19 protein-coding genes are annotated in these 22,603 nt (G+C 64.8%); 6 read left to right on the plus strand and 13 right to left on the minus strand.

The window, feature by feature from the left end; all coding sequences use genetic code 11:
- Positions 1-74: 74 nt before the first annotated feature.
- The gene (locus tag ACI48I_RS12810) at positions 75-1,232 is read right to left on the minus strand and encodes a PAS domain-containing sensor histidine kinase (protein ID WP_498574390.1); all 1,158 of its coding nucleotides are present in this window, start codon (positions 1,230-1,232) and stop codon (positions 75-77) included.
- Between the two features lie 355 nt (positions 1,233-1,587).
- Here ACI48I_RS12810 and ACI48I_RS12815 point away from each other — a divergent pair, with 355 nt between their 5' ends.
- Positions 1,588-2,151, plus strand: a complete 564-nt coding sequence (locus ACI48I_RS12815) for a PEP-CTERM sorting domain-containing protein (RefSeq protein WP_498574391.1) — start codon at positions 1,588-1,590, stop codon at positions 2,149-2,151.
- A 30-nt stretch (positions 2,152-2,181) separates the two neighbouring features.
- Here ACI48I_RS12815 and ACI48I_RS12820 read toward each other — a convergent pair whose 3' ends face one another.
- Entirely contained in the window at positions 2,182-2,943 is a 762-nt protein-coding gene (locus tag ACI48I_RS12820; RefSeq protein WP_193686548.1) for a LytR/AlgR family response regulator transcription factor, read from the minus strand.
- A gap of 90 nt (positions 2,944-3,033) precedes the next feature.
- Positions 3,034-4,329 (minus strand): sensor histidine kinase, encoded by a 1,296-nt coding sequence (locus tag ACI48I_RS12825; protein WP_498574392.1) that lies wholly within the window; start codon positions 4,327-4,329, stop codon positions 3,034-3,036.
- Between the two features lie 319 nt (positions 4,330-4,648).
- On the opposite strand from ACI48I_RS12825, the gene ACI48I_RS12830 reads away from it, so the two are divergent.
- Positions 4,649-5,587: an exopolyphosphatase gene (locus ACI48I_RS12830; RefSeq protein ID WP_498574393.1), complete on the plus strand. Its 939-nt coding sequence runs from the start codon at positions 4,649-4,651 to the stop codon at positions 5,585-5,587.
- A 177-nt stretch (positions 5,588-5,764) separates the two neighbouring features.
- Here the strand turns inward: ACI48I_RS12830 and ACI48I_RS12835 are convergent, their stop codons facing one another.
- The 3 genes from ACI48I_RS12835 to ACI48I_RS12845 form a co-directional block, all read right to left on the minus strand.
- Positions 5,765-8,167, minus strand: coding sequence for a sensor domain-containing protein (locus ACI48I_RS12835; protein WP_498574394.1), 2,403 nt, complete (start codon positions 8,165-8,167; stop codon positions 5,765-5,767).
- Between the two features lie 137 nt (positions 8,168-8,304).
- On the minus strand, positions 8,305-9,570 hold the full coding sequence (locus ACI48I_RS12840) for a nitronate monooxygenase (RefSeq protein WP_193686544.1): 1,266 nt from the start codon (positions 9,568-9,570) through the stop codon (positions 8,305-8,307).
- Positions 9,571-9,729: 159 nt separating this feature from the next.
- Positions 9,730-10,215 (minus strand): YajQ family cyclic di-GMP-binding protein, encoded by a 486-nt coding sequence (locus ACI48I_RS12845; RefSeq protein ID WP_193686543.1) that lies wholly within the window; start codon positions 10,213-10,215, stop codon positions 9,730-9,732.
- 158 nt (positions 10,216-10,373) lie between these two features.
- Between ACI48I_RS12845 and murB the strand changes: the two genes are divergently transcribed.
- On the plus strand, positions 10,374-11,402 hold the full coding sequence (gene murB / locus ACI48I_RS12850; RefSeq protein ID WP_498574395.1) for a UDP-N-acetylmuramate dehydrogenase: 1,029 nt from the start codon (positions 10,374-10,376) through the stop codon (positions 11,400-11,402).
- On the opposite strand, the gene ACI48I_RS12855 is transcribed toward murB, so the two are convergent.
- Complete coding sequence (locus tag ACI48I_RS12855; protein WP_498574396.1) at positions 11,399-12,388, minus strand: diguanylate cyclase domain-containing protein; 990 nt, start codon at positions 12,386-12,388, stop codon at positions 11,399-11,401. The genes murB and ACI48I_RS12855 overlap by 4 nt on opposite strands.
- Positions 12,389-12,553: 165 nt before the next feature.
- Here ACI48I_RS12855 and ACI48I_RS12860 point away from each other — a divergent pair, with 165 nt between their 5' ends.
- A complete protein-coding gene (locus ACI48I_RS12860) occupies positions 12,554-13,267 on the plus strand; it encodes an SDR family oxidoreductase (RefSeq protein WP_498574397.1) in 714 nt (237 codons plus the stop codon).
- Between the two features lie 229 nt (positions 13,268-13,496).
- On the opposite strand, the gene ACI48I_RS12865 is transcribed toward ACI48I_RS12860, so the two are convergent.
- The 5 genes from ACI48I_RS12865 to ACI48I_RS12885 all read right to left on the minus strand — a co-directional run bounded on the left by ACI48I_RS12865 (position 13,497) and on the right by ACI48I_RS12885 (position 18,324).
- Positions 13,497-14,729 (minus strand): argininosuccinate synthase, encoded by a 1,233-nt coding sequence (locus ACI48I_RS12865; RefSeq protein ID WP_193686539.1) that lies wholly within the window; start codon positions 14,727-14,729, stop codon positions 13,497-13,499.
- Between the two features lie 91 nt (positions 14,730-14,820).
- The gene (gene argF / locus ACI48I_RS12870) at positions 14,821-15,747 is read right to left on the minus strand and encodes an ornithine carbamoyltransferase (protein WP_193686538.1); all 927 of its coding nucleotides are present in this window, start codon (positions 15,745-15,747) and stop codon (positions 14,821-14,823) included.
- Between the two features lie 77 nt (positions 15,748-15,824).
- On the minus strand, positions 15,825-16,736 hold the full coding sequence (gene rsgA, locus ACI48I_RS12875) for a ribosome small subunit-dependent GTPase A (RefSeq protein ID WP_193686537.1): 912 nt from the start codon (positions 16,734-16,736) through the stop codon (positions 15,825-15,827).
- Positions 16,733-17,065, minus strand: coding sequence for a 4a-hydroxytetrahydrobiopterin dehydratase (locus tag ACI48I_RS12880; protein ID WP_193686536.1), 333 nt, complete (start codon positions 17,063-17,065; stop codon positions 16,733-16,735). Before ACI48I_RS12880 ends, rsgA begins: the two co-directional genes overlap by 4 nt.
- Complete coding sequence (locus ACI48I_RS12885; protein WP_498574398.1) at positions 17,062-18,324, minus strand: M48 family metallopeptidase; 1,263 nt, start codon at positions 18,322-18,324, stop codon at positions 17,062-17,064. Before ACI48I_RS12885 ends, ACI48I_RS12880 begins: the two co-directional genes overlap by 4 nt.
- Positions 18,325-18,371: 47 nt before the next feature.
- Between ACI48I_RS12885 and orn the strand changes: the two genes are divergently transcribed.
- Together orn and ACI48I_RS12895 are read left to right on the plus strand one after the other, a co-directional pair.
- The gene (gene orn / locus ACI48I_RS12890; RefSeq protein ID WP_227496533.1) at positions 18,372-18,956 is read left to right on the plus strand and encodes an oligoribonuclease; all 585 of its coding nucleotides are present in this window, start codon (positions 18,372-18,374) and stop codon (positions 18,954-18,956) included.
- Between the two features lie 91 nt (positions 18,957-19,047).
- Positions 19,048-21,525, plus strand: coding sequence for a hybrid sensor histidine kinase/response regulator (locus tag ACI48I_RS12895; protein ID WP_498574399.1), 2,478 nt, complete (start codon positions 19,048-19,050; stop codon positions 21,523-21,525).
- Between the two features lie 112 nt (positions 21,526-21,637).
- Here the strand turns inward: ACI48I_RS12895 and ACI48I_RS12900 are convergent, their stop codons facing one another.
- Positions 21,638-22,582, minus strand: coding sequence for an MBL fold metallo-hydrolase (locus ACI48I_RS12900; protein WP_498574400.1), 945 nt, complete (start codon positions 22,580-22,582; stop codon positions 21,638-21,640).
- Positions 22,583-22,603: the final 21 nt, after the last annotated feature.

The raw sequence follows: 22,603 nt of genomic DNA on the forward strand, positions 1-22,603 counted from the left end.
ACTCAGGGTCCAGCGCATCTTATCGGGGCAATATTTCTACTTCATGACAGGTTGATATTCGAAAACAACAAGTCCTAAACGGTATGGTCCGCCACCGGCAGCACGATGTCGATCCGGGTGCCGGGCGGCTCGTCGGCGCTGATGGTGATCTCGCCCTTGAGTCCCCACACCCGTTCGCGCATGCCGACCAGGCCCAGCGATTCGGCCTTTTCCATGTCTTCCTCGCTGATGCCGCGGCCGTCGTCGCGGATCGTGACCAGCAGTTCGCTGTTGATGCGGTACAGGTTCATCGTTACCAGGCTGGCGCCGGCGTGGCGGGCGATGTTGGTGAGCGCCTCCTGGATGATGCGGAAGATCGCCGTGCTGGCCTGGTCGTCGAGGCGCAGCTCGGCTTCGTCGGCCAGCAGTTCGCAGGCGATGCCGTGGCGCAGCGTGAAATCCTCGCGCAAGCCCTGCAGGGCGAAATACAGCCCGCCCTCGTCCAGGGCGCGCGGACGCAGGTTGGTGGCGATGCGGCGCAGCGAGGTAATCGCCGTGAGCAGGTTGCCGTCCATGCCGTCGATCAGGCGCCCGAGGTTCGGCGAAGCGCCGCACTCGGTGCGCAGCAAGGTGAGGTCCATGCGCAGCGAGGCCAGCAATTGGCCGAGGTCGTCGTGCAGCTCGCGCGCGATGTGGGTGCGCTCTTCCTCGCGAATGGTCTGCAGCGCGGCGGACAGCTGGCGCAACTGGTCGTGCGAGCGCGCGAGCTTGCGCTGCACCCGCTGGCGCTCGGACACGTCGCGCAGGATGATGGTGTAGACGGTGTGGCCGTCCTGCAGGGTATCGGCGAGCGAACCTTCGATGGCGAAGGGCTCGCCATTGGCGCGCAGGCCGATGCCGGCGTAATCGGTACCGCGGCGCCCGGCGCGGCCGTCGGCCTGGAAATACTCGAGCGGCGATTCGACGTCGGCGGCCGGTGCCCGGATGAAGCGCGACAGCGGGCTGCCCTGCATCTGCTGGGTGGTGACCCCGAACATGGCCGCCGCCGCCGGATTGGCGAGCACGATGCGGCTCGTCTCGTCGGCCGCGATGATCGCTTCGCCGGCGTTGTGGACGACGCGCCGGCTGTGGCGCGCCGGCGCATCGACGGCGCTGTCGGCGTCGACACGGGCCAGCCAGCGGCCGCCGAACCAGCCGAGCGCGAACATCGCCAGGCCGCGCACGAACGGGCGCGCACTGCGCTGTTGTTTCATGTGGGTATGCCTGCCGGGTATGCCTGCGTTATCGTCCGCGCATGCGGACCAAACGCTACGATACGGCGGGCGCTCGCCAGTCTGCTTGAGCCGGCACAAGCGCTGCTGGTACCGGAGCTACTGGGGCCGCTGCAGGATCAATGGATCGCTCAGCAGGGCAAGAGACTGTTTCGCGGCCAATAATTATTTCGCCTCGAAAATTCACATTGCGATGTCGGCAATATTTACAGTGTCGCCGCCACGAAATTATCGATTCCTCTAAGCATTTGATTGGAAAGAGGAAATTTAATTGGCACGCGACTTGCTAAAACGGCAAGGCACCAATTCCAACAATTATTGAAGGGATACAAGAGAAATGCTGAAAAAGAATCTTGTTGCGGCGCTAATTTGTTTGTTTGCTTCTGCAGCGCACGCGGATATTGTCGTCGACCCAAGTACCGGCGCTAAGGACCTGATGTTCACGTTCACGGGAGTTCCCGATGCCAGCCAATATACCCCGGTCATCATTATTGATAACACTCCGGGAAACAATATCTTTATTACGGTTGGCAATGACTCCACCGTTAATTTTTCCGTGAGGGACGCTTTTGTTCCCGGAGATGCTTTCGCTGTCGAGCTCGACAGCGTGCGTTTGACCCCGAGCTCCGGTAACCTCGGCAGCGATACCCGTGGGTCGGAGGCGACGAGCTACTACACTGCCTTTTTCGACAATCTTTTCCTGTCTGCCGGCACCCATACCTTCAGTCTGTTCGTGACTGACGCCTGCTGTACCACCGGCTCGGCGTTTGCATCGATTTCGGCCGCGACGCCAGTGCCTTCGGCGGACGTCCCGGAGCCAGGCTCGTTTGCCTTGATGGCTCTCGGACTTGCCGGATGCGGGGCAATTCGCCGCATCGTCCGCCGCGACCGATTGTCCTGAACGGAGCGCCGGCCCGGAACGGGGGCGGCCTTACATTTGCTTGAACAGATGTAAAAAGCTACGGCTCACTTCCAGCTTTTCCGGGCGCCCCTTGACCAGCACAAGGTGGCGCCCGCGGATGTCGCGCGTCACGCCTTCGATGGCGTTGACGTTGACCAGCGTGGCGCGGTGGATCTGCCAGAACAGGGCTGGATCGAGTTCGTCGGCCAGGTCACGCACCGGCTTGCGAATGAGCGCCTCGAATGTGGCCGTCTGCACGCAGGTGTATTTTTCGTCGGAGCGAAAGAACAGGATGTCCTCGACCGGGATCATGCGCAAATCCTGGCCGATGCTGGCCTGGATCCACTGCAGGTGCTTCGGCTTGGGTGCGGCGATCTTTTCCGCCAGTTGCGACAGCATCGCGGTGACGCTGTCGTTCACCACCGCGCCCGGCTTGTCCAGGCGCGCTTTGAGGCGTTCGACCGTGACCTTCAGGCGCTCCGGTTCGGAAGGTTTCAGCACGTAATCGACGGCGCCGCGCTCGAAGGCTTCGACCGCGTACTGGTCGTAGGCGGTGACGAACACGATCTGGCTGCGGTCGCCGATTTCGCGTGCCGCTTCCATGCCGGTCTTGCCCGGCATGCGGATGTCGAGGAAGGTCAGATCGGGCTTGTGCTGTCCGACCAGTTCGACCGCTTCTTCGCCATTTTTCGCCTCGCCCACGATCTCCAGTTCCGGCCACACCTGCTCCAGGCGCATGCGCAGCTGGTCGCGCATCAGTCTTTCATCATCGGCAATAATCGCGGTCGGCATGGTCGTGGTCCTGGCGGAAAGAGGAAGTGACAATTATTCAACGAAACGGGGCGGCAGGCAAGGACATCGATGCCCCAGCGGGAAACCTGCTCAGCGCGAAACCTGGTACGGCACCTCGACCATCGCGATCACGCCGCTCGGGCTGTTGGCGGCGATGTGCAGCTGGCCGGACTCGCCATGCAGCAAGCGCAGGCGCTCGCGGATGGTCGGCAGGCCGAGGCCCGTACCGGTGCTCGGCACGACCCCGAAACCGACGCCGTCGTCGGTGACGGTGACGCGCAATTTGTTGTCGGCGACGTCGGCCACGATTTTCAGGGTGCCGCCCTCGGGCTTGCATTCCAGGCCGTGCTTGATCGCATTTTCGACCATCGACTGCAGCATCATCGGCGGGAAGGCGGCGCTGCGCAGGCCGTCGGGGATGCGCATGTCGACCGTCAGGCGTTCTTCCATCCGCATCTTGAGCAGGTTCAGGTAGGCAGTGACCATGTCGACTTCGCGCCCGAGGTTGGTCACCAGGGTGTTGTCGCGCATCTGCGGCAGCACCGCGCGCAGGTACTGGATCAGGCTGCGCTGCATGGCCGAGGCGCGCGGCGGGTTGGTCTCGATCAGGTGTTCGACCGAGGCGAGCGTGTTGAACAGGAAGTGCGGCTCGACCTGGGCCTGCATCATCTGCATGCGCGCCTCGGACAGCTGGCGCTGCATCGACTCGCGCTCGGCGGCGGCATTCGCGGACTGGGTTTGCAATTCAGCGCGCTTCTTGCCACCCATCAGCGCCTTGACCCCGAACAGGGCCATGACCAGCAGCAGCACGAAGCTGTTGAACCAGGTCGAGGCCTGTTTGTGATAACGCGACACTTTCGCCTCTGCCGCATCGTCGACGGCGCCTTCGATCGCCACCGACAACTCTTCGGCGATCTGCGGCGGCAGTTCGATGTGGACCGAGTCGCTGCCCGGATGGGCGCCTTTCGGCAGGGCCAGGTCGGGCGCCGGGGCAGGGTCGGGCGCTCCCGGCGCTCCCGGCGCAGCCGGAGCGCCGGGCGCCTCGGGCGCGGGCGGCGCGGGCGGCACGGACGGGTGCGCGGCCGCAGGGCCCTCCGGACTGCCGGCTTTCGGCTTGTTGCGCGGGTTGAAATGGATGCCGCTGTCGTCGATCAGGATGCTGGGCTGGTCCTTGCGCGCGGCGCGCTCGGCCGCGGCGATCTCGACCTCTCCGCCGGAAAACAGTTCTTCCTGGAGGATGGCGCCGGCGATCAGGGTCAGCGCGGCGAACAGGAAGAATTTCCACCACGACAGCTGGGTAACCCAGGTGGCGACGGCATCGAAGGCGCGGTAGAGCGACGACAGGATGCCGGAAAAATAATGGTGGGAGGAGCTGCGCGCTTGCATGTCGGGTCTTGTCTTCGATTCGTGGGCGGGAGCGAGTGTACCGCGTCCCTGCCGCCCGGTGCCGTTTTGCCATGTGCAAATGGCAGGGTCCGGCTTTCGGATTGTTGGAATGTTGCAACTTTACCCCGCAGCCGGCGACACCGCGCGTGCTTTGCGACAGCCTGCAGGATGCGGGGCGTGGAATGCAGAAGGCGGTGCCGGTGCCGCCTTGTCGCCCCCCAAACCCTTCAATAAAAAATAAAAATCGGAAACTTTGCACGGTATGATTTGAAAACGATTGCCGTATTGAAAGTCAACCATTCGACGAAAGGGTACGCCGATGTCCGCCGTTCTTGCACAGTTTCGCCTCGTCACCCGCAGCGACTTCGATGGACTGGTCTGCGCAGTCCTGCTCAAGCACCTGAACCTGATCGACGACATCCTGTTTGTCCATCCGAAGGACATGCAGGACGGCAAAATTGCGATCACCAAGCGCGACATCACGACCAACCTGCCCTATGTCGCCGGGGCCCACCTGGCCTTCGACCATCACCTGTCCGAGACCATCCGCAACCGCGGCACGCGCCCGAATCACGTGATCCAGCCCGAGGCGCCGTCGGCGGCGCGCGTGGTCTGGGATTACTACGGCGGCGAGAAAGTGTTCCCCGTGGCCTGGCGCGACATGATGGCGGCGGTCGACAAGGGCGACAGCGCCCGCTTTTCGCGCGAGGAAGTGCTGGAACCGGCCGGCTGGAACCTGCTCAACTTCCTGATGGACGCCCGTACCGGCCTCGGCCGCTTCCGCGATTTCCGCATCTCGAACTACCAGCTCATGATGGAACTGATCGAGGCCTGCCGGCAGCATTCGATCGACGAGATCATGGCGCTGCCCGACGTGCAGGAGCGCACCAGGCTGTATTTCGAGCACAGCAACCTGTGCAAGGAACAGATCCGGCGCTGCGCCCGCGTGCACGGCAACCTGGTGGTGCTCGACCTGCGCGAGGAGCAGACGATTTACGCCGGCAACCGTTTCATCATCTATGCGCTGTTCCCGGAGACGAATATCTCGATCCACGTGCTGTGGGGGCTGAAAAACCAGAACACGGTGTTTGCGACAGGTAAATCGATTCTGAACCGGACCTCCAGGACGAATATCGGTGCGCTGATGCTGGAGTACGGCGGGGGCGGGCATGAGAATGCGGGGACCTGCCAGGTGGATAACGCGATGGCGGAGGATGTGCTGGGGGCCTTGGTCCAGCGGATCACGAGCGAAGGGTAAGGTGTGCGGGCGGGGTGGGGCTGTTGCCTGTTCCGTTATCGGTGCGTTGAATCCGCGTGGGCATGAATGCCCACCCTACGGCCGGCAGTGGAGACCGTAGGGTGGGCTCTTGAGCCCACGCGGATTCGGAACACCGATAGCCGAACAGGCAACAGCCCCATAACCGTCGCATAACCGTCACGCCGGCATCCGATCGCGCACCAGGTTGCGCGCCGCCTCCGGCAGCACCGGCTCGCTCAGCAATAAACCCTGCAGCACCTCGCATCCATGCGCGGTCAGGAAGTCCAGCTGCGCCCGCGTCTCGACCGCCTCGCCGATCACCGGCATGCGCAGATTGTGCCCGATGTCGATGAGCGTGCGCGCCATCGTCCCGCCTTCGCCTTCGGGCCCGTCGGCAATCGCGCGCACCGCTTCCTTTGCCAGTTTCAGCTGGCCCACGGACAGTTCGCGCAGGAAGCCGAGGTCGGTCATGCCCTGGCCGAATTCGTCGATCGACAGCGTCAGGCCGAGCTGGCGCAGCTGGGCGGCCAGGTCGCGTACCTGGCCCGGATTGCGGATCACGGTTTCCTCGCGCAGTTCGATCTGAAGGAGGTCCGGCGCCAGCTCCCAGGCTTTCAGGCGCGAGGCGATGCCCGATACGAAATCCTGCTGCCCGTACTCGCGCGCCGTGACGTTCACCGTCACCGGCACGTCGGTGATGCCCAGCTGTTTCAGGTCGTGCAGGAAGGCGCAGGCCTGGTCGAGCACCCAGGCCCCGAACTCGACGATGCGGCCGTTTTCCTCGGCTTCCGAGAGAAAAGAGGAGGGCAGCAGGACCCCGTGCTCGGGGTGGCGCCAGCGCAGCAGCGCCTCGAAGCAGGAGACCCGGCCGCTCTTCGCGTCGATGCAGGGCTGGTACAGCATGAACAGCTCGCTCCGTTCGATCGCGTGCGACATGCCGGAATCGAGCCGCGCCCGCGCCTCGCTGCTCGACTTCATATCGTTCGAAAAGAAATAGATTTCGTTGCGGCCGGTGGCCTTGGCGTGGTACATGGCGACATCCGCGGAGCGCACCAGATCGGGCGCGGTGATGCCGTCGTGCGGGTAGACCGCGACCCCGAGGCTGGCGCCGACGGCGATTTCCTTGTGCATGAACGAGACGGGCTGGGTCAGGCTCTGGCGCAGGCGCTCGATCATGCGCAGCGTGAAGCGCAGCGTGGGCTGGTTCACCAGCACCAGCACGAATTCGTCGCCGGACAATCGCGCCACCGTGTCGATCTCGCGCACCGAGGCCTGCAGGCGGCGCGCGACCACCTTCAGCACCACGTCGCCGGCCTCGTGGCCGAAGCTGTCGTTGATGTTCTTGAAGTTGTTCAGGTCGATCAGGACGATGCCGACCATCGACTTCTGGCGCTGCGACAGGTGCAGCGCCTGCTCCAGCCGGTCCCACATCAGGTTGCGGTTGGCCAGGCCGGTGAGCGGGTCGTGGTTGACCTCGTGCTCGAGGTGGGCGGTGCGCTGCTTGGTGGCCGTGACGTCCATGATGACGCCGATGAAATGTGTCGTTTCGCCATGTTCGCCCTGTACCGGCGTGATGGACAGGTCGTTCCAGAACAGCTCGCCGTCCTTGCGCATGTTGCGAAACACGACGTTCACCGGCCGCCGCGCGGCGATTGCCTCGCGCACCTGCTGGCGCTCATTGTTGTCCATCCCGGGCGCCGCCATGAAGCGCGAATCGCGCCCGACGACTTCGATCGCGCTGTAGCCGGTGATGCGCTCGAAGGCCGGATTGACGTATTCGATCGGGCAGTTGCCGCCGTCGATGCCGGTGATGACGATGCCGTTGCTGGCCGCGTGCAGGGCGCGCTCGCGCAGGCGCAGTGCGCGTTCCTGCTCGCGCCTGGCCGTGATGTCCATGCCCATGCCGAACAGGTAACGGCCGCCGTCGCAATCCACGCGCGCGCCGCACAGCAGCATCGGCGTTTCGCGTCCGCTGCGCGCGACGACATCGGCTTCGATCGTGACTTCCTCGCCTTCCTCGAACACGCGGCGGATACTCTCGGCGATCAGGGGACGGGTGGGCAGATCGAACAGTTCGAGCGCATTGGTCGCGCCCATTTCTTCCGAGCTGTACTCGGTCATCCGCTCATGGTTACGGTTCCAGAGCAGGAAGCGGCCTTCGCGGTTGAGTGCATAGAAGGTGCCCGGCAAGACGTCGATGATCGTCGCCAGCGGCATGCGCCCGACCAGCACCGCGTCGGGCATGGCATCGTTGTGGACGTTGTCGATGGCGGCCACCCAGGCCCGGTCGACGCCATCGAGGCCGGCCTGCGGCAGGATGGCGAGGTCCGCCTTGACCGTCGTACCGTCGGCATGGCGCAGGACGACCCGGTTGGTGTGGCCGTGGTCTTCGGCCAGGCCGCGCCAGCGCGCGGTCATATCCCCGGGATCGATGCCGACGAGCAGGGAGCCGAAGGATTGGCCGATGGCCTCGCGCGCGGGAAAGCCGAGCAGCTGCTCGCACGCCTTGTTCCATGCCGTGATGATGCCCGCTTCGTCGATCAGGAAGGCGGCGTTGGCAGTCGGTATGGGCATGGTCATGCTGAGCGCCTTTCGTTGTGGGCAACCTCAGTTGGACTACCCGAGCGTACTCCTGTTCCCCACCTTTTGTCGCCCTTGTTCAAAAACAAAAAGCCACGGCTGAGCGTGGCTTTTTGCGAAGGGGACAGGAGGCGTGCTCAGGCGGCCGCGCTCTCCTGTTTTTCCGGCAGCGCGATCTCGTTGTTCACGCTGAACTGATAGTCCTTGAACACGTGCTCGGCGCTCAGGATCTGGTAATCGCCGTTGGCCAGTTTGTGGGTCGTGTCCTTCAGGCGGTAGGTGTAATGGCCGCAAGTCCAGCAGTTATAGTTGCGCATGTGCGTGCACAGGCAGGTCTTGTCCATCACCGGCGGGTTTTTCACGTCTGGATTGGCCAGCACTTCGCGGTTGTACGAATTGATGTAGGCGCAGTTGCCGGTGGCGTCCAGCAGGTAGCCGTAGGATTCGCAGCCCGGGCGGATGCCGGAACCGATGGCCGGCGTGCTTTTCAGCATGCGCATCGGATAGCCGGTCGGCGAGATGCCGTTGACGATGATGTCTTCCTCGCTGGCGCGGAAGTATTCCTGCTTGACGCTGTCGGGCATGCCGCATTCCTGGGTGACGGTGAAGCGGGTCGCCACCTGCACGCCGCCCACGCCTTTTTCCAGGAACGAGACCGCATCCGAACCGGTGAACACGCCGCCGGCCGCGATCAGCGGGATGTCGATGTTTTCCGCGCGCATGTAGGCGAGGATTTCGTCGATGATCAGGTGCAGGTCGTAATTCTTCCAGTCGAAACCGAAGCCCAGGTGGCCGCCGGCCAGCGGTCCCTCGACGATGATGAAATCGGGCGGGCGGTTGAGTTTGGCGACCTTGCGCAGGAACAGCTGCAGCGCGCGCACCGAGGACACGATGATGCCGAGCTTGGCTTCACGGAAGCGCGGGTGGTCCTTGATCAGTTCGAAGGAACCGAGGTGCAGGCCGGCCGACATGGTGATGCCGTCGATGCCGGCGTCGAGTGCCGAGGCCAGGCGCGTGCGCAGGGTTTCCTTGGGCGCGTTCATGGTCAGCTTTTCCATGCAGTTCACGAAGATCAGGCCATCGCCCTTCTTCGCCGCCATGGTCGCGCCCACGTGCAGGCGCGTCGCTTCGGCCAGGCGTTCGAGGTCGAACTGCACCACCGCCTTGTCCATGTTGTTGATGTTGAACTTGTAGAGCTTGGTCTTGTCCTTGACGAAGGTCGTATCGAACTTGCGGTCCGAGACGTCCTGCACCATCGCGTCCGAGATGTGGCCGATGCCGCCCAGGCGCGCCGCTTCCAGCGCGAGCTCGGAGGTCGAAATGTCCACGCCCATTCCGCCAATCATGATGGGCACATATTCCTTGTTGCCCAGACGCAGGCGGAAATCATCAACACGTTTCATTGCTATCCTTAGACTACCGAAGTTGCTACCAGTGTGCTCTTGCTCGAAAAGCGAGGCGGGGCGAGCGAGTTTGTGCAGCCTCAATTCTACCCCAAGCAAAAAGGGGGTAGCGCGAGGCATGCGGCGAGGGAAGGCCGGGGCATGCCCTGGCGGCGTCCATTAATCGCGGAAGTTGTTGAACGCGAGCGGCAGGTCCTGGATGTCCTTGCGCAGCAGGGCCATCGCGGCCTGCAGGTCGTCGCGCTTGGCGCCGGTGACGCGCACGGTTTCGCCCTGGATGCTGGCCTGCACCTTCATCTTGCTTTCCTTGATCGCCTTGGTGATTTTCTTGGCGTCCTCGGTCTCGATGCCGTTGCGCACCTTGATCAGCTGCTTGACCTTGTCGCCGCCGATCTTTTCCACTTTTTCCTCGTCGAGGAAGCGGACGTCGACCTTACGCTTGGTCATTTTGTTGACGAGCACGTCCTTCACCTGGCTCAGCTGGAAATCGGAATCGGCGAACAGCGTCAATTCCTTTTCCTTCTGCTCGACCTTGGCGGAGCTGCCCTTGAAGTCGAAGCGGGTGGTGATTTCCTTGTTCGATTGCTCGACGGCGTTCTTTACTTCAACCATGTCTGCTTCGCAGACCACGTCAAACGATGGCATCGCAGTTTTCCTTTTATGATGTTGCTGCTGAATTTATAAGTGGCAGTATTTTAACGGACAAGCACGAATAGAACGACCGTTTTAACCCGACAAGGCTGGGGTCGCTACGATATTTGCCTCTATAATCGACCGGTTTTCGCCCTCGACCGTCCTGACCCATGCTCAATACCCTCCCGATCGAACACGACGTTTCGCTGCAAGCCTTCAATACCTTCGGCCTCCCGGCGCGTGCCCGCCGCTACCTGCGCGTCACGCATGCGGACCAGCTCGACGGCCTGCGCGGCGACAGCGCCGGCACGGGCCTGCCTTGTTTCGTCCTCGGCGGCGGCAGCAACGTGCTGCTCACGCGCGACGTCGAGGCCTTGGTGCTGCACATGGCCATCGAAGGCCGCGAGGTCATCGGCGAAGAGGACGGCAAGACCCTGGTGCGCGCCGGCGCCGGCGAAAACTGGCATGCCTTCGTGCAGTACACGCTGGACCAGGGCCTGGGCGGCCTCGAAAACCTGTCCCTCATTCCCGGCACCGTGGGCGCGGCACCGATCCAGAATATCGGGGCGTATGGCCTCGAGATCAAGGATGTGTTTCACTCGCTGACCGTCTTCGACCTGGCGACGGGGGAGCGGCGTACCCTCACCGGGCAGGACTGCCGTTTCGGCTACCGCGACAGTGTGTTCAAGCACGCCGGCGGCGCCAACCTGGTGGTGCTGGACGTCACCTTCGCCCTGCCGCGGGACTGGCGGCCGAACCTGCGCTACGCCGAACTGGCCCAGGCAGTGGCAGCGGCGGGCATCGATGCCCCGACGCCGCGCCAGGTGAGCGACACCGTCGTCGCGATCCGGCGCCGCAAGCTGCCCGACCCGGCCGAGATCGGCAACGCCGGCAGCTTCTTCAAGAATCCGGTGGTGCCCGGCGCCCGGTGCCGCGCGCTGCTGGAGAGTTTCCCCCAACTGGTGCACCACGCGCAGCCGGACGGCAGCGAAAAGCTGGCGGCGGGCTGGCTCATCGACCAGTGCGGCTGGAAGGGGAAAAACATGGGCGCGGCCGGCGTCTACCCGAAGCAGGCGCTGGTGCTGGTGAACAATGGCGGGGCAACCGGGGCCGACGTCATGGCGCTGGCGCGCGCGATCCAGCAGGATGTGCTGGAACGGTTCGGCGTCGAGCTGGAGCCGGAACCGGTCTTTATCTAGGCCCGGAAAGCCGCGACCCGGTTGCGGCCACGGGACTTGGCCGCCTGCACGGCTTCGCCGGCCCGCACCAGGACATCGTCGAACATGCCTTCTTCGGACGGCACGGTCGAGGCCACACCGACCGACATCGTCACGATGCGCCGCTCCGGCAAGGGATGCGACAGCGCCAGGCGCTCGAGCGCCGCGCGGCAGGATTCGGCCACCTGCACCGCGCCATCGAGGCTGGTGTCGGGCAGCAGGATCGCGAACTGCTTGCCGTCGTAGCGCGCGGCGAGGTCCGACGGACGCTTCAGCTGACCGGTGAGCACGCCCGCCATCTTGCGCAGGCAGAGGTCGCCCGCTTCGCGCCCGAGGCGGTGATTGAAATAACCAAAACTGTCGACATCGCATACGAGCAGGGAAAGCGGCTGGCCGTTGCGGCGCGCGCGCTGCCATTCGCCTTGCGCGACCTGCTCGAAGCGGCGCCGGTTCGGGATGCCGGTCAGGCCGTCGACGCCGTCGATGCGGTCGAGTTCGCCCTGCGCGCGGGCCAGCAGCGCCTGGGTCTCGACGAGGCGGCGCAGGGCATCGTCGCGTTCGAGCAGGGCCTGGCTGGCCGAGGCGTGGTAGCGCAGGCGCGCCAGCAGTTCGGTCCGGGTCGGCAATTCGGCCAGGTAATCGCTGGCGCCGGCGGCGAAGGCGGCGTCGCGCCCGGCGTTATCGGCGTTGGGGGCAAGGACGACCAGGGGCAGCGCGTTCAGGGCCGCATGCGCCCGGCAGGCACGGATGAAGTCGCCGCTGTCGTCGCGTCCGCCCAGCGCGCGCACCAGCACGGCCGGGCGCAGCGTCGCCGCCTGCTCCAGCGCCTGGGCGGCATCGGTCAGCATCAGTTCGATGTCGTCGGCGCCCGCCAGCATTTCGCGCAGCGCGCCGGCAAAGGGCGGTGCGCCGACCAGCAGGACGCGGCAAGGGCTGTTCAGTGGCGCAATGGCAGGTGCGGTGGGCATCGGTTTGGCTGAGGTGGCGAAGCGGGGTGGACAGGGCGGTCTCATTCTACCCCGAGCCCTTCACGAATTGTTGCATTTAGTCTATTTCGAGTGTCCGCTTACAACGGTCTGGGCGCGTGTCACGCCTTCGAGTATGCTTGGGCTCCCATTCTGGAGGAGATCCGCATGAAAGCCATCGTCACCGGCCACACCAAGGGTCTCGGCGCCGCCATCGCCGCCGAGCTGATCGAACGCGGGATTCCGGTGCTCGGCCTGGCGCGCAGCCGGGCCGCCGCGGCGGCGTCGCCGCTGCTCACCGAAATCGAAGTCGACCTGTCCGATGGCGCGGCGCTGGCCAGCTTCGTGGCGGGCACGATGCTGCGCGACTGGCTGGCGGACGCCGAGACCACGCTGCTGGTGAACAATGCCGGCGTCGTCGCCCCGGTCGGCCCGCTGGCCGAACAGGATCCGCTGGCTGCGCTGCGCGCGGTGACGCTGAACGTGGCCGCGCCGCTGGCGCTGGCCGCAAGCGTGGTGCAGGCAAGTACCGGCGAGCGGCGCATTCTCCACGTGTCGAGCGGGGCGGGCAGGAATGCCTATCCCGGCTGGAGCGTCTACTGCGCCACCAAGGCCGCCCTCGACCGCCATGCCGAAGCCGTGCTGCAGGACGGCGACCCGTCCGTGCGCTGCACCAGCCTGGCGCCGGGCGTGATCGATACCGGCATGCAGGCCGAAATCCGGGCCACGCCGGAGTCGCGTTTTCCGATGAAGGAGCGTTTCGTGCAGCTCAAGCAGGAGGGGGCGCTGGCCAGGCCGGACGAGTGTGCGCGCAAGCTGGTGGATTATTTGTTGGCCGATCAATTCGGAAAGCAGCCGCTCGCGGATTTACGCGACGTGTGAAAGCGTCGTTGGCGGCAGCGTAACGTAGGGTAGGCTCTCGAGCCCACGCGGTACGCCGAATGATGGTCGAAGCGCCCCCGATGTTACAGACGGATGATCACCATGTGTGCAAGATCGTCCGGAACGAGATTCTGGCGTGTTACCGCGTGGGCACGAGTGCCCACCCTACGTTACGCGCCGGTTAACGAAAAAAGCCGCCCGCAGGCGGCTTTTCATCGAGCGCGATGGCTTACTGCCCGCGCTTGGCCCGTGCCTTGGCCGCGATGCGCATGCGCAGCGCATTGAGCTTGATGAAGCCGCCCGCATCCGCCTGGTTGTAGGCGCCGCCGTCTTCATCAAAAGTAGCGATGTTCATGTCGAACAGCGAATCGGTCTTCGAATCGCGCGCGACGACGATCACATTGCCTTTATAGAGCTTCACGCGGACCCAGCCGTTGACGGTGGCCTGGGTGTGGTCGATCAGCGTCTGCAGCGCGACGCGTTCCGGCGCCCACCAGTAGCCGTTATAAATCAGGCTGGCGTAGCGCGGCATCAGGTCGTCCTTCAGGTGCGCCACTTCGCGGTCCAGCGTGATCGATTCGATCGCGCGGTGGGCGCGCAGCATGATGGTGCCGCCTGGGGTTTCGTAGCAGCCGCGCGACTTCATGCCGACGTAACGGTTTTCCACCAGGTCCAGCCGGCCGATGCCGTGCTTGCCGCCCAGGCGGTTCAGCTCGGTCAGCACTGCGGCCGGCGTCATGCGCTTGCCGTTCAGGGCGACGATGTCGCCGCGCTCGTATTCGATGTCGAGGTATTCGGCTTCGTTCGGCGCCTGCTCCGGGCTCACCGTCCAGCGCCACATCGATTCCTCGGCTTCGGCACTCGGGTTTTCCAGATGGCGGCCTTCGAAGGAGATGTGCAGCAGGTTGGCGTCCATCGAGTAGGGCGCGCCGCCGTTCTTGTGCTTCATGTCGACCGCGATGCCGGCGTCTTCCGCGTATTTCAGCAGCTTTTCGCGCGACAGCAGGTCCCATTCGCGCCATGGGGCGATGATCTTGACGTCCGGCTTGAGCGCATAGGCGCCCAGCTCGAAGCGCACCTGGTCGTTGCCCTTGCCGGTCGCGCCGTGCGAGACGGCGTCGGCGCCGGTTTCGTTGGCGATCTCGATCAGGCGTTTCGCGATCAGCGGACGCGCGATCGAGGTGCCCAGCAGGTATTCGCCTTCGTAGACGGTGTTCGCGCGGAACATCGGGAACACGAAGTCGCGCGTGAATTCCTCGCGCACGTCGTCGATGTAGATGTTTTCAGGCTTGATGCCGAACTTGATGGCCTTGGCGCGCGCCGGCTCGAGTTCTTCGCCCTGGCCGAGGTCGGCGGTGAAGGTGACGATCTCGCAGCCGTAATTGTCTTGCAGCCATTTCAGGATGACGGAGGTGTCGAGGCCGCCGGAGTAGGCCAGCACTACTTTTTTGATGTCGCTCATGGAAGTTCCAGTGTGGAGGAGAGGTGGGATTGAAGTGGTCAGCCGGTCCTTGCGGACCGACGATCAAACAAAGGGTGGTGCTTAAAAATGTTCAGTTGTCCTGGATTTTGCCAAGCAGCAGGTATTCGATCAGGGCCTTCTGCACGTGCAGGCGGTTTTCCGCTTCGTCCCAGACCACCGACTGTGGACCGTCGATGACTTCGGCCGCGACTTCCTCGCCGCGGTGGGCCGGCAGGCAGTGCATGAAGACCGCGTCCGGGGACGCGCGCCCCATCTTGGCGGCGTCGACGATGAAGCCGTCAAACGCTTTCAGTCTTTCTGCGTTTTCCTTTTCGTAGCCCATGCTGGTCCAGACGTCGGTGTTGACCAGGTGCGCGCCTTCGCAGGCGTCCGACGGATTGTCGAAGAAGGTGTAGCGCTGCGTCGAGACCAGGCTCGGGTCGATGTCGTAGCCCTTCGGGGTCGAGACGTTCAGGTGGAAGCCGAACACTTCGGCCGCCTGTAGCCAGGAGTACAGCATGTTGTTGGCGTCGCCGATCCAGGCCACGGTCTTGCCGGCGATCGGGCCGCGGTGCTCGTAGAAGGTGAAGATGTCGGCCAGCACCTGGCAGGGGTGGTGTTCGTTGGTCAGGCCGTTGATCACCGGCACCCGCGAATTGGCGGCGAAGCGCTCGATGATCTCCTGGCCGAAGGTGCGCACCATGATGATGTCGCACATGCGGCTCATCACCTGGCCCGCGTCCTCGACCGGCTCGCCGCGTCCCAGCTGGCTGTCGCGCGTGTTCAGGTAGATCGCGGCGCCGCCCAGCTGGTGCATGCCGGCTTCGAACGACAGGCGCGTGCGGGTGGAACTCTTCTCGAACACCATCACCAGGGTGCGGTCGACCAGCGGGTGGTACACCTCGTAGGCCTTGAACTTGCGCTTGATGACCTTCGCACGCTCGATCACGTATTCGAATTCGTCGAGCGAGAAATCGGAGAACTGCAGGAAGTGCTTGATCGCTTTGGAGCCTGGCATATCGTGTTCTGGGAAGAGAGTATCCCCTTGATTATAAGGGTTTTGCTTGATTTTTGGGAAAGCAGGCCCGCCGCCGATCAATACAGCGTCTGCGCCGACTCGTGCAACAGCTGGGCATACAGCTCGTGGCGGTGTTTCGCGATCTTGCCTTCGGCGACGGCCGTCAGCACGGCGCACTGCGGCTCGGCCAGGTGGCGGCAGTTGTAGTACTTGCAGCCGCCCAGGTAGGGCTTGAACTCGACGAAGGCCCGCTCCAGCATGCCCTCGGAGAGGTGGTACAGGCCGAATTCCTGGAAGCCGGGCGAATCGATGATCGCCGCGCCGTCCGGCAACCAGTAGAGCCGCGTGAAGGTCGTGGTGTGCTTGCCGGTGTCGAGGGCGGCCGAGATTTCGCGCACGGCGATGTCGGCGTCCGGTACCAGCAAATTGATCAGCGAGGACTTGCCCATGCCCGACTGGCCGATGAAGATCGAGGATTGCCCGGCCAGCAAGGGCCGCAGCACGGCCAGCGCATGCTCGGGATTGGTGCGCGCCGATACCTCGTGCACCGGATAGCCGAGCGCCGCATACACGCCGGCGCGTTCGCGCGCGCGCGGCAGCAGGTCTGCGACGTCGGTTTTATTCAGGATCAGGTGGGCCTCGATGCCGGCCGCCTCGGCCGCCACCAGCGAACGCGATACCAGGTCGTCCGCGAAACCTGGTTCGGTCGCGATCACGATGAACAGGCGCGAGATGTTCGCCGCCAGCAGCTTCGATTTGTACTGGTCCGAGCGGTAGAGCAGGGTCGTGCGCTCGGCGATCTTTTCGATGACGGCCTGGTCGTTCGAGGTCTGCACCAGGTGCACGACGTCGCCGACGGCCACATTCGTCTTCTTGCCGCGCGTGACGCACTGGAATTTTTCGCCGTTCACGTCGGCCAGGTAATGGCGCCCGTGCGCCGCGATGATGGTGCCGCTCAGCGTAGTGTCTATTTTCTTGTCTTTGCTCACGCGCCTGTCCGTTCTTCGTAGATTGCGTCGGCTTTCGCAGCGCAGATGATGTCGTTCAGCGATACCGCATTGCCCGCCGAATGGGTGGTCCAGGCGACGATGCAGTGGCGGTAGCGCACCGTCAGGTCCGGATGGTGGTTTTCGGCGTGGATCATCCAGGCCAGCGCGTTCACGAATTCGATGGTCTCGTGGTAGTCCGTGAAGGCGAAGCTGCGCACGAGGCGCTTGTCCTCGACTTGCCAGTCGGGTACCTGCGCCAGCAGGGCGGGCAGCTCGCTGGCCTCGAGGGCCGGCGCGCCGTGGGTGCAATGGCGTTCGCGCAGCGTCATGCGGCCGCTCCGTTCAAATGGGCGATCCGTACCGATGCCGGCGGGTGCGAGTCATAAAACGCCGAGTGCAGCGGGTCGGGCGTCAGCGTCGAGGCATTGTCTTCATACATCTTGACCAGGGCCGAGACCAGGTGCGTCGCATCGCTGTGCTTCGCCGCAAAGGCATCCGCCTCGAACTCGTGCTTGCGCGAGGTGATCGCATTCAGCGGGCCGAAGACGAAGGTAAAGATCGGCAGCACCAGCACGAACAGCAGCAGGGCCATGGCGTCGTTCGGCGCCTGCAGCATCGGCGTCACGCCCAGTCCCGTGTAGAACCAGGCTTGCTCTTTCAGGTAGCCGAGCAGGGCCAGGAAGGCCAGCGACAGCGCGAACATGACGACGATGCGCTTGACGATGTGGCGCAGTTTGAAATGGCCCAGTTCATGCGCCAGCACCGCTTCGATCTCGTGCGGGGCCAGGCGCTCGATCAGGGTGTCGAAGAAGACGATGCGCTTGGCCGCGCCGAAGCCGGAGAAATAGGCGTTGCCGTGGGCGCTGCGGCGGCTGCCGTCCATCACGAACAGCCCCTTCGAGGCGAAGCCGACGCGCGCCATCAGGCCCTCGATGCGCGATTTGAGGCCTTCGTCGGCGAGCGGCGTGAATTTATTGAACAGCGGCGCGATCACGCTCGGGTACAGCACCATCATCAGCAGTTGGAAGCCGCTCCAGACCAGCCAGGTCCAGAACCACCAGAGCGAACCGGCCGATTCCATCAGTTTCAGTACAACCCACACCAGCGGCAGGCCGATCACCATGCCCACCAGCGCGCCTTTCACCATGTCGGCGAGCCACAGCCTGACGCTCATCTTGTTGAAGCCGAAACGCTGTTCCAGCACGAACTGGCGGTACCAGTCGAAGGGCAGGTCGAGCAGGCCCGTGAGGATCGCGAACGCGGCCACCAGCAGGAGTTGATGTAGCATTCCCGGACCGGCGACGTGCAGCAGCGCAGTCGACAGGGCCTGCAGGCCGCCGAGCAGGGTGAAGCCGACCAGGGTCAGGCCGCCCCAGAGCAGGGCGGCAATGCCGAAGCGGGTTTTCGCGACCGTGTAGTCGGCCGCCTTCTGGTGGGTCTCGAGCGAGACCTTGGGGGCGAACTCCGCGGGCACGCTGGCGCGGTGGCGCAGCACGTGGCGGATCTGGCGGTTGGCCAGCCAGAAGCGCAGCCCGAGCGTGAGCACGAAGAAAACGACGAACAAAACCGAAAACGCGAGTGAAGACATTCAGTGCCTGTGAGAAAATGCAGGATTGATTAGGCAAAGAGAGAATTATGTCACACCCAACCGATTCCGCAGTCTCCTCCACCGCCCAGCGTCCCAACGACATGAACCTGGTCTGGGTCGATATGGAAATGACCGGGCTCGACCCGGACACCGACCGCATCATCGAGGTCGCCGTCGTCGTCACCGACATGCACCTGAACGTGCTGGCCGAAGGGCCTGTCTTCGCGATCCACCAGTCGGACGAAACGCTCGACAAGATGGACAACTGGAACAAGGGCACCCACGGCAAGTCCGGCCTGATCGACCGCGTGCGCGCCTCGACCGTGACCGAAGCCGACGCCGAAGTGGCGCTGATCGCCTTCCTGAAGAATTTCGTCCCGGCGAACAAATCGCCGATGTGCGGCAACACCATCTGCCAGGACCGCCGCTTCATGGCGCGCGGCATGCCGAAGCTGGAAGCCTTTTTCCACTACCGCAACCTGGACGTGTCGACGCTGAAGGAACTGTGCCGCCGCTGGAAGCCGGAACTGGCGTCCGGTTTCAAGAAGCACCAGAAACACACGGCGCTGGCCGACATCATCGAGTCGGTCGAAGAGCTGAAGTACTACCGCGAGCATTTCATTAAGCTGTAATGCGCAAGCTGTAATGCGCAGGCTGTAATCGGCGCCACGAGCCGGAGCTAGTTATGCTCCGGCAATTGTCTGACTGTGGGACAATCGGGGTATGCCCGGCTTCCTCCCCAACGACCCAAGCACCCCACTGACGGGCGTGCGCGCGCTGTATGCCGCGCACGACTGGCGCAGCTGTCCGCTCGGACACCCCGACACCTGGCCGCCGGAACTGGTGACCGCCGTCGGCATGTCGCTCAATTCCGCCTTTCCGATGTTCGTGGCCTGGGGGCCGGACCTGCGCTTCTTCTACAACGATGCCTATGCGGTCATCCTCGGCGCCAAGCATCCGGCCGCGCTGGCCCAGCCCTTCCGGCAGATCTGGGCCGAGATCTGGACCGACCTGGTGCCGATCATCGACCGCGCACTGTCGAACAAATCCGCCTTCCACGAAGACCTGCCGCTGGTGATCCACCGCCAGGGCTTTCCGGAACAGGGCTATTTCACCTTCTCGTATTCGCCGCTGCACGACGGCGCGGGGCGCGTGGCCGGCATGTATTGCACGGTCATGGAAACGACCAGCCGGGTCCAGTCCGAACGGCGCGCCGCGCTCGAGCTGAAGCTCTCGGATGCCCTGCACCCGCTGGGCACGCCCGACGAGGTGCTGGCCACGGCCAGTGCCCTGCTGGGCGAGGAGCTGGGACTGAGCCGTGCCACCTATGCCGAGGTGGACGACGCGGGCCGCGCATTTACCGTGCGCCACCAGTGGAACGCCGGCGGCGCCCACGAACTGTCGCGCGCGGTGTACCCGCTCGACGGCTTCGGCCCGACGATCGCCGCGCTCACGCGTGCCGGCGAAACCTTCGTCGTCGACGATGTCGAGACCGATCCGCGCTGCAGCGATTGCCGCGCGCTCTTCCGCGCGGAAGGGGCGGCGGCCGTGCTGACCGTGCCGCTGATGCGCGGCGGCCGCCTGGCCGGCTTCCTCAGCCTGAACCGCGCCCAGCCCGGTCACTGGCGCGACGCCGAGGTGCGCTTCACGCGCGCGACGGCCGAACGCACCTGGGCCGCATTGGAAACGGCGCGCGCCCAGGCCGAGCTGCGGGCCGAGCGCGACCGCAGCCGCTACATCTTCGATACCATTGCCGAGGGCTTCGGACTGATGGCTGCCGACTGGACCATCGCCACCATGAATGCCGAAGGCCTGCGCATCTGCCGGATGGCGGCGGAGCAGGTCATCGGCCGCAACTACTGGGCCCTGTTCCCCGAAGTGGCCGGTACCGAGGTCGCCGCCATGCTGCACCGGACGATGGAAACGCGCGCGGCCGGCGCGGTCGACCACCGGCTGTCCGACACCGATGGGCGCGGGGGCTGGAACGAGGTCCGCGCCTTTCCGACCCAGGACGGCGGCATCGCCGTGTTCTTCCGCGACATCACCGACCGCAAGCTGGCCGAGGAAGGCCTGAAGATGGCCGACCAGCGCAAGGACGAGTTCCTGGCCATGCTGGCGCACGAACTGCGCAATCCGCTGGCGCCGATCAGCGCAGCCGCCATGCTGCTCGACATGGGCGCGCTCAACGAAACCCGGGTGCGCCAGAGCAGCGCCATCATCGGGCGCCAGGTGCGCCACATGACGCGCCTGGTCGACGACCTGCTGGACGTCTCGCGCGTCACGCGCGGCCTGATCGAACTCGATCGGACCCTGCTGGACGTGCGCGCCATCGTCGACGAAGCCGTGGAACAGGTGCGCCCGCAGCTGGCGGCGCGGCGCCAGCGCCTGGCCCTGCATGTGCCGGCGCAGCCGCTGGTGGCCGAGGGCGACCGCGCGCGCCTGGTGCAGGTGCTGTCGAATTTGCTGGGCAACGCAGTCAAGTACACGCCCGAGGACGGCGCGATCGAGGTGGATGCCGGGGCGGACGGGGGCAAACTGGTGCTGGCCGTGCGCGACGACGGCATCGGCATGGAACGCGAACTGACCGAACGCGCCTTCGACCTGTTTGCCCAGGCCAAGCGCAGCTCCGACCGCTCCCAGGGCGGCCTCGGCCTGGGCCTGGCGCTGGTGCGCAACCTGGTCGAGCTGCACGGCGGCAGCGTCACCTGCGCCAGTCCGGGCCTGGGGCAGGGCAGTACCTTCACCGTGACGCTGCCGCTGGCGGCGAAGGCGGCGGCCAGCCAGCCGGCGCCGGGAACGGGCGCCGCCGGCGCGACGGGACTGACCCTGCTGGTGGTGGACGACAATGTCGATGCCGCCACGACGCTGGCGATGCTGCTCGAAGCAGCCGGCCACGCGGTCTACATCGAACACGAATCGCTGCGCGCGCTGGAACTGGCACGCAGCGCCCGGCCCGACGCCTGCCTGCTCGACATCGGCCTGCCCGACATCGACGGCAACGAACTGGCGCGCCGCCTGCGGGCGCAGCCGGAGACGGCACACAGCGTGCTGATCGCGGTGTCGGGTTATGGGCAGGAGAGCGACCGCAGGGCGGCGCTGGAGGCGGGTTTCAGCCATCACCTGGTCAAGCCGGTGGATCTGGACGCGTTAAACGCGGTGCTGGCCACGGTGCGCCGGGCCACGCACCTGAAGAGCGCCTGATTTTGTAGGGTGGGCTCCGCCCACGCGGTACGGCCTGTGCAAACCGCAATGGCTTCTGGAAGCGTCGTGGTATGCAAAGGTACGACCGCGTGGGCGGAGCCCACCCTACAGTTTATGGCATGCGGGTGTAGTTGACCGGGATATAGCGGTACCCCTTGCCCTCGGTGCGCAGATAGCCCACGCCCGGGAACTGCAGGTGCGCGCCACCGATCAGCGCCCCATCCCTGGCCGCCGCATCGAACAGCTTTTTGCGCGCCGCCGCTGCCGCCTTCTGGTCGCCGTCGAAGCCGATCGTCACCGCCGGGTCCTCGAACTGCACCGCGCCCACGTGGATCAGGTCGCCGATCATGACCATCTTCCGGCCGCCGCTCGTGACGACATAGGTCGTGTGGCCCGGCGTATGGCCATGCCCGCCCTGGGCGCGGATGCCGGGCGCGAGCTCGACGTCGCCCTCGAAGGTCTTGAACTTGCCGGCCTTGACGTAGGGGTCGAGCGCGGCCATCGCATTATGGTAGGAACCCTTGTCGTCTTCCTTTGCCTTGTCCATCTTCGCCTGGCTCAGCCATTCGTCGGCTTCCGCCTTGGCTGCGCGCACGACCGCGTTCGGGAAAGCCGGCGTGCCCTTCGTGACCAGGAGGCCGCCCAGGTGGTCGCTGTGCATATGCGTCAGGTAGATTTCGTCGACCTGTTCCGGCGTGTAGCCGGCCGCCTTCAGGCTTGCCTGGAGCTTGCCGAGGGTCGGCCCGAAGAGGATGCCGGCGCCCGTGTCGACCAGGATCAGCTTGCTGCCGGTATTGATCAGGTAAGCGTTGTCCGAGGTCTCGAGCGGGGCCTTCAGGTGGGCTTTCGCCAGCGCCGCATTGGTCTTGTCGGCCTTTTGCGTCAGCAGCTTGTCGACCGGCAGGTCGACCGTGCCGTCGGACAGCGGCGTGATTTCGAAGTCGCCCAGCATCATGCGGTAATAGCCGGGCGCCTGGGTTTTCGCCATCGGCGCGGCGGCGAAGGCGGGGGTAGCGACCAGGGCGGCCATGAGCAGGGACAGGGCGGTGTGTTTCATTCGTTCTCCGTAGGTGAAGTG

The sequence above is a fragment of the Massilia sp. LXY-5 genome, from assembly GCF_059801075.1.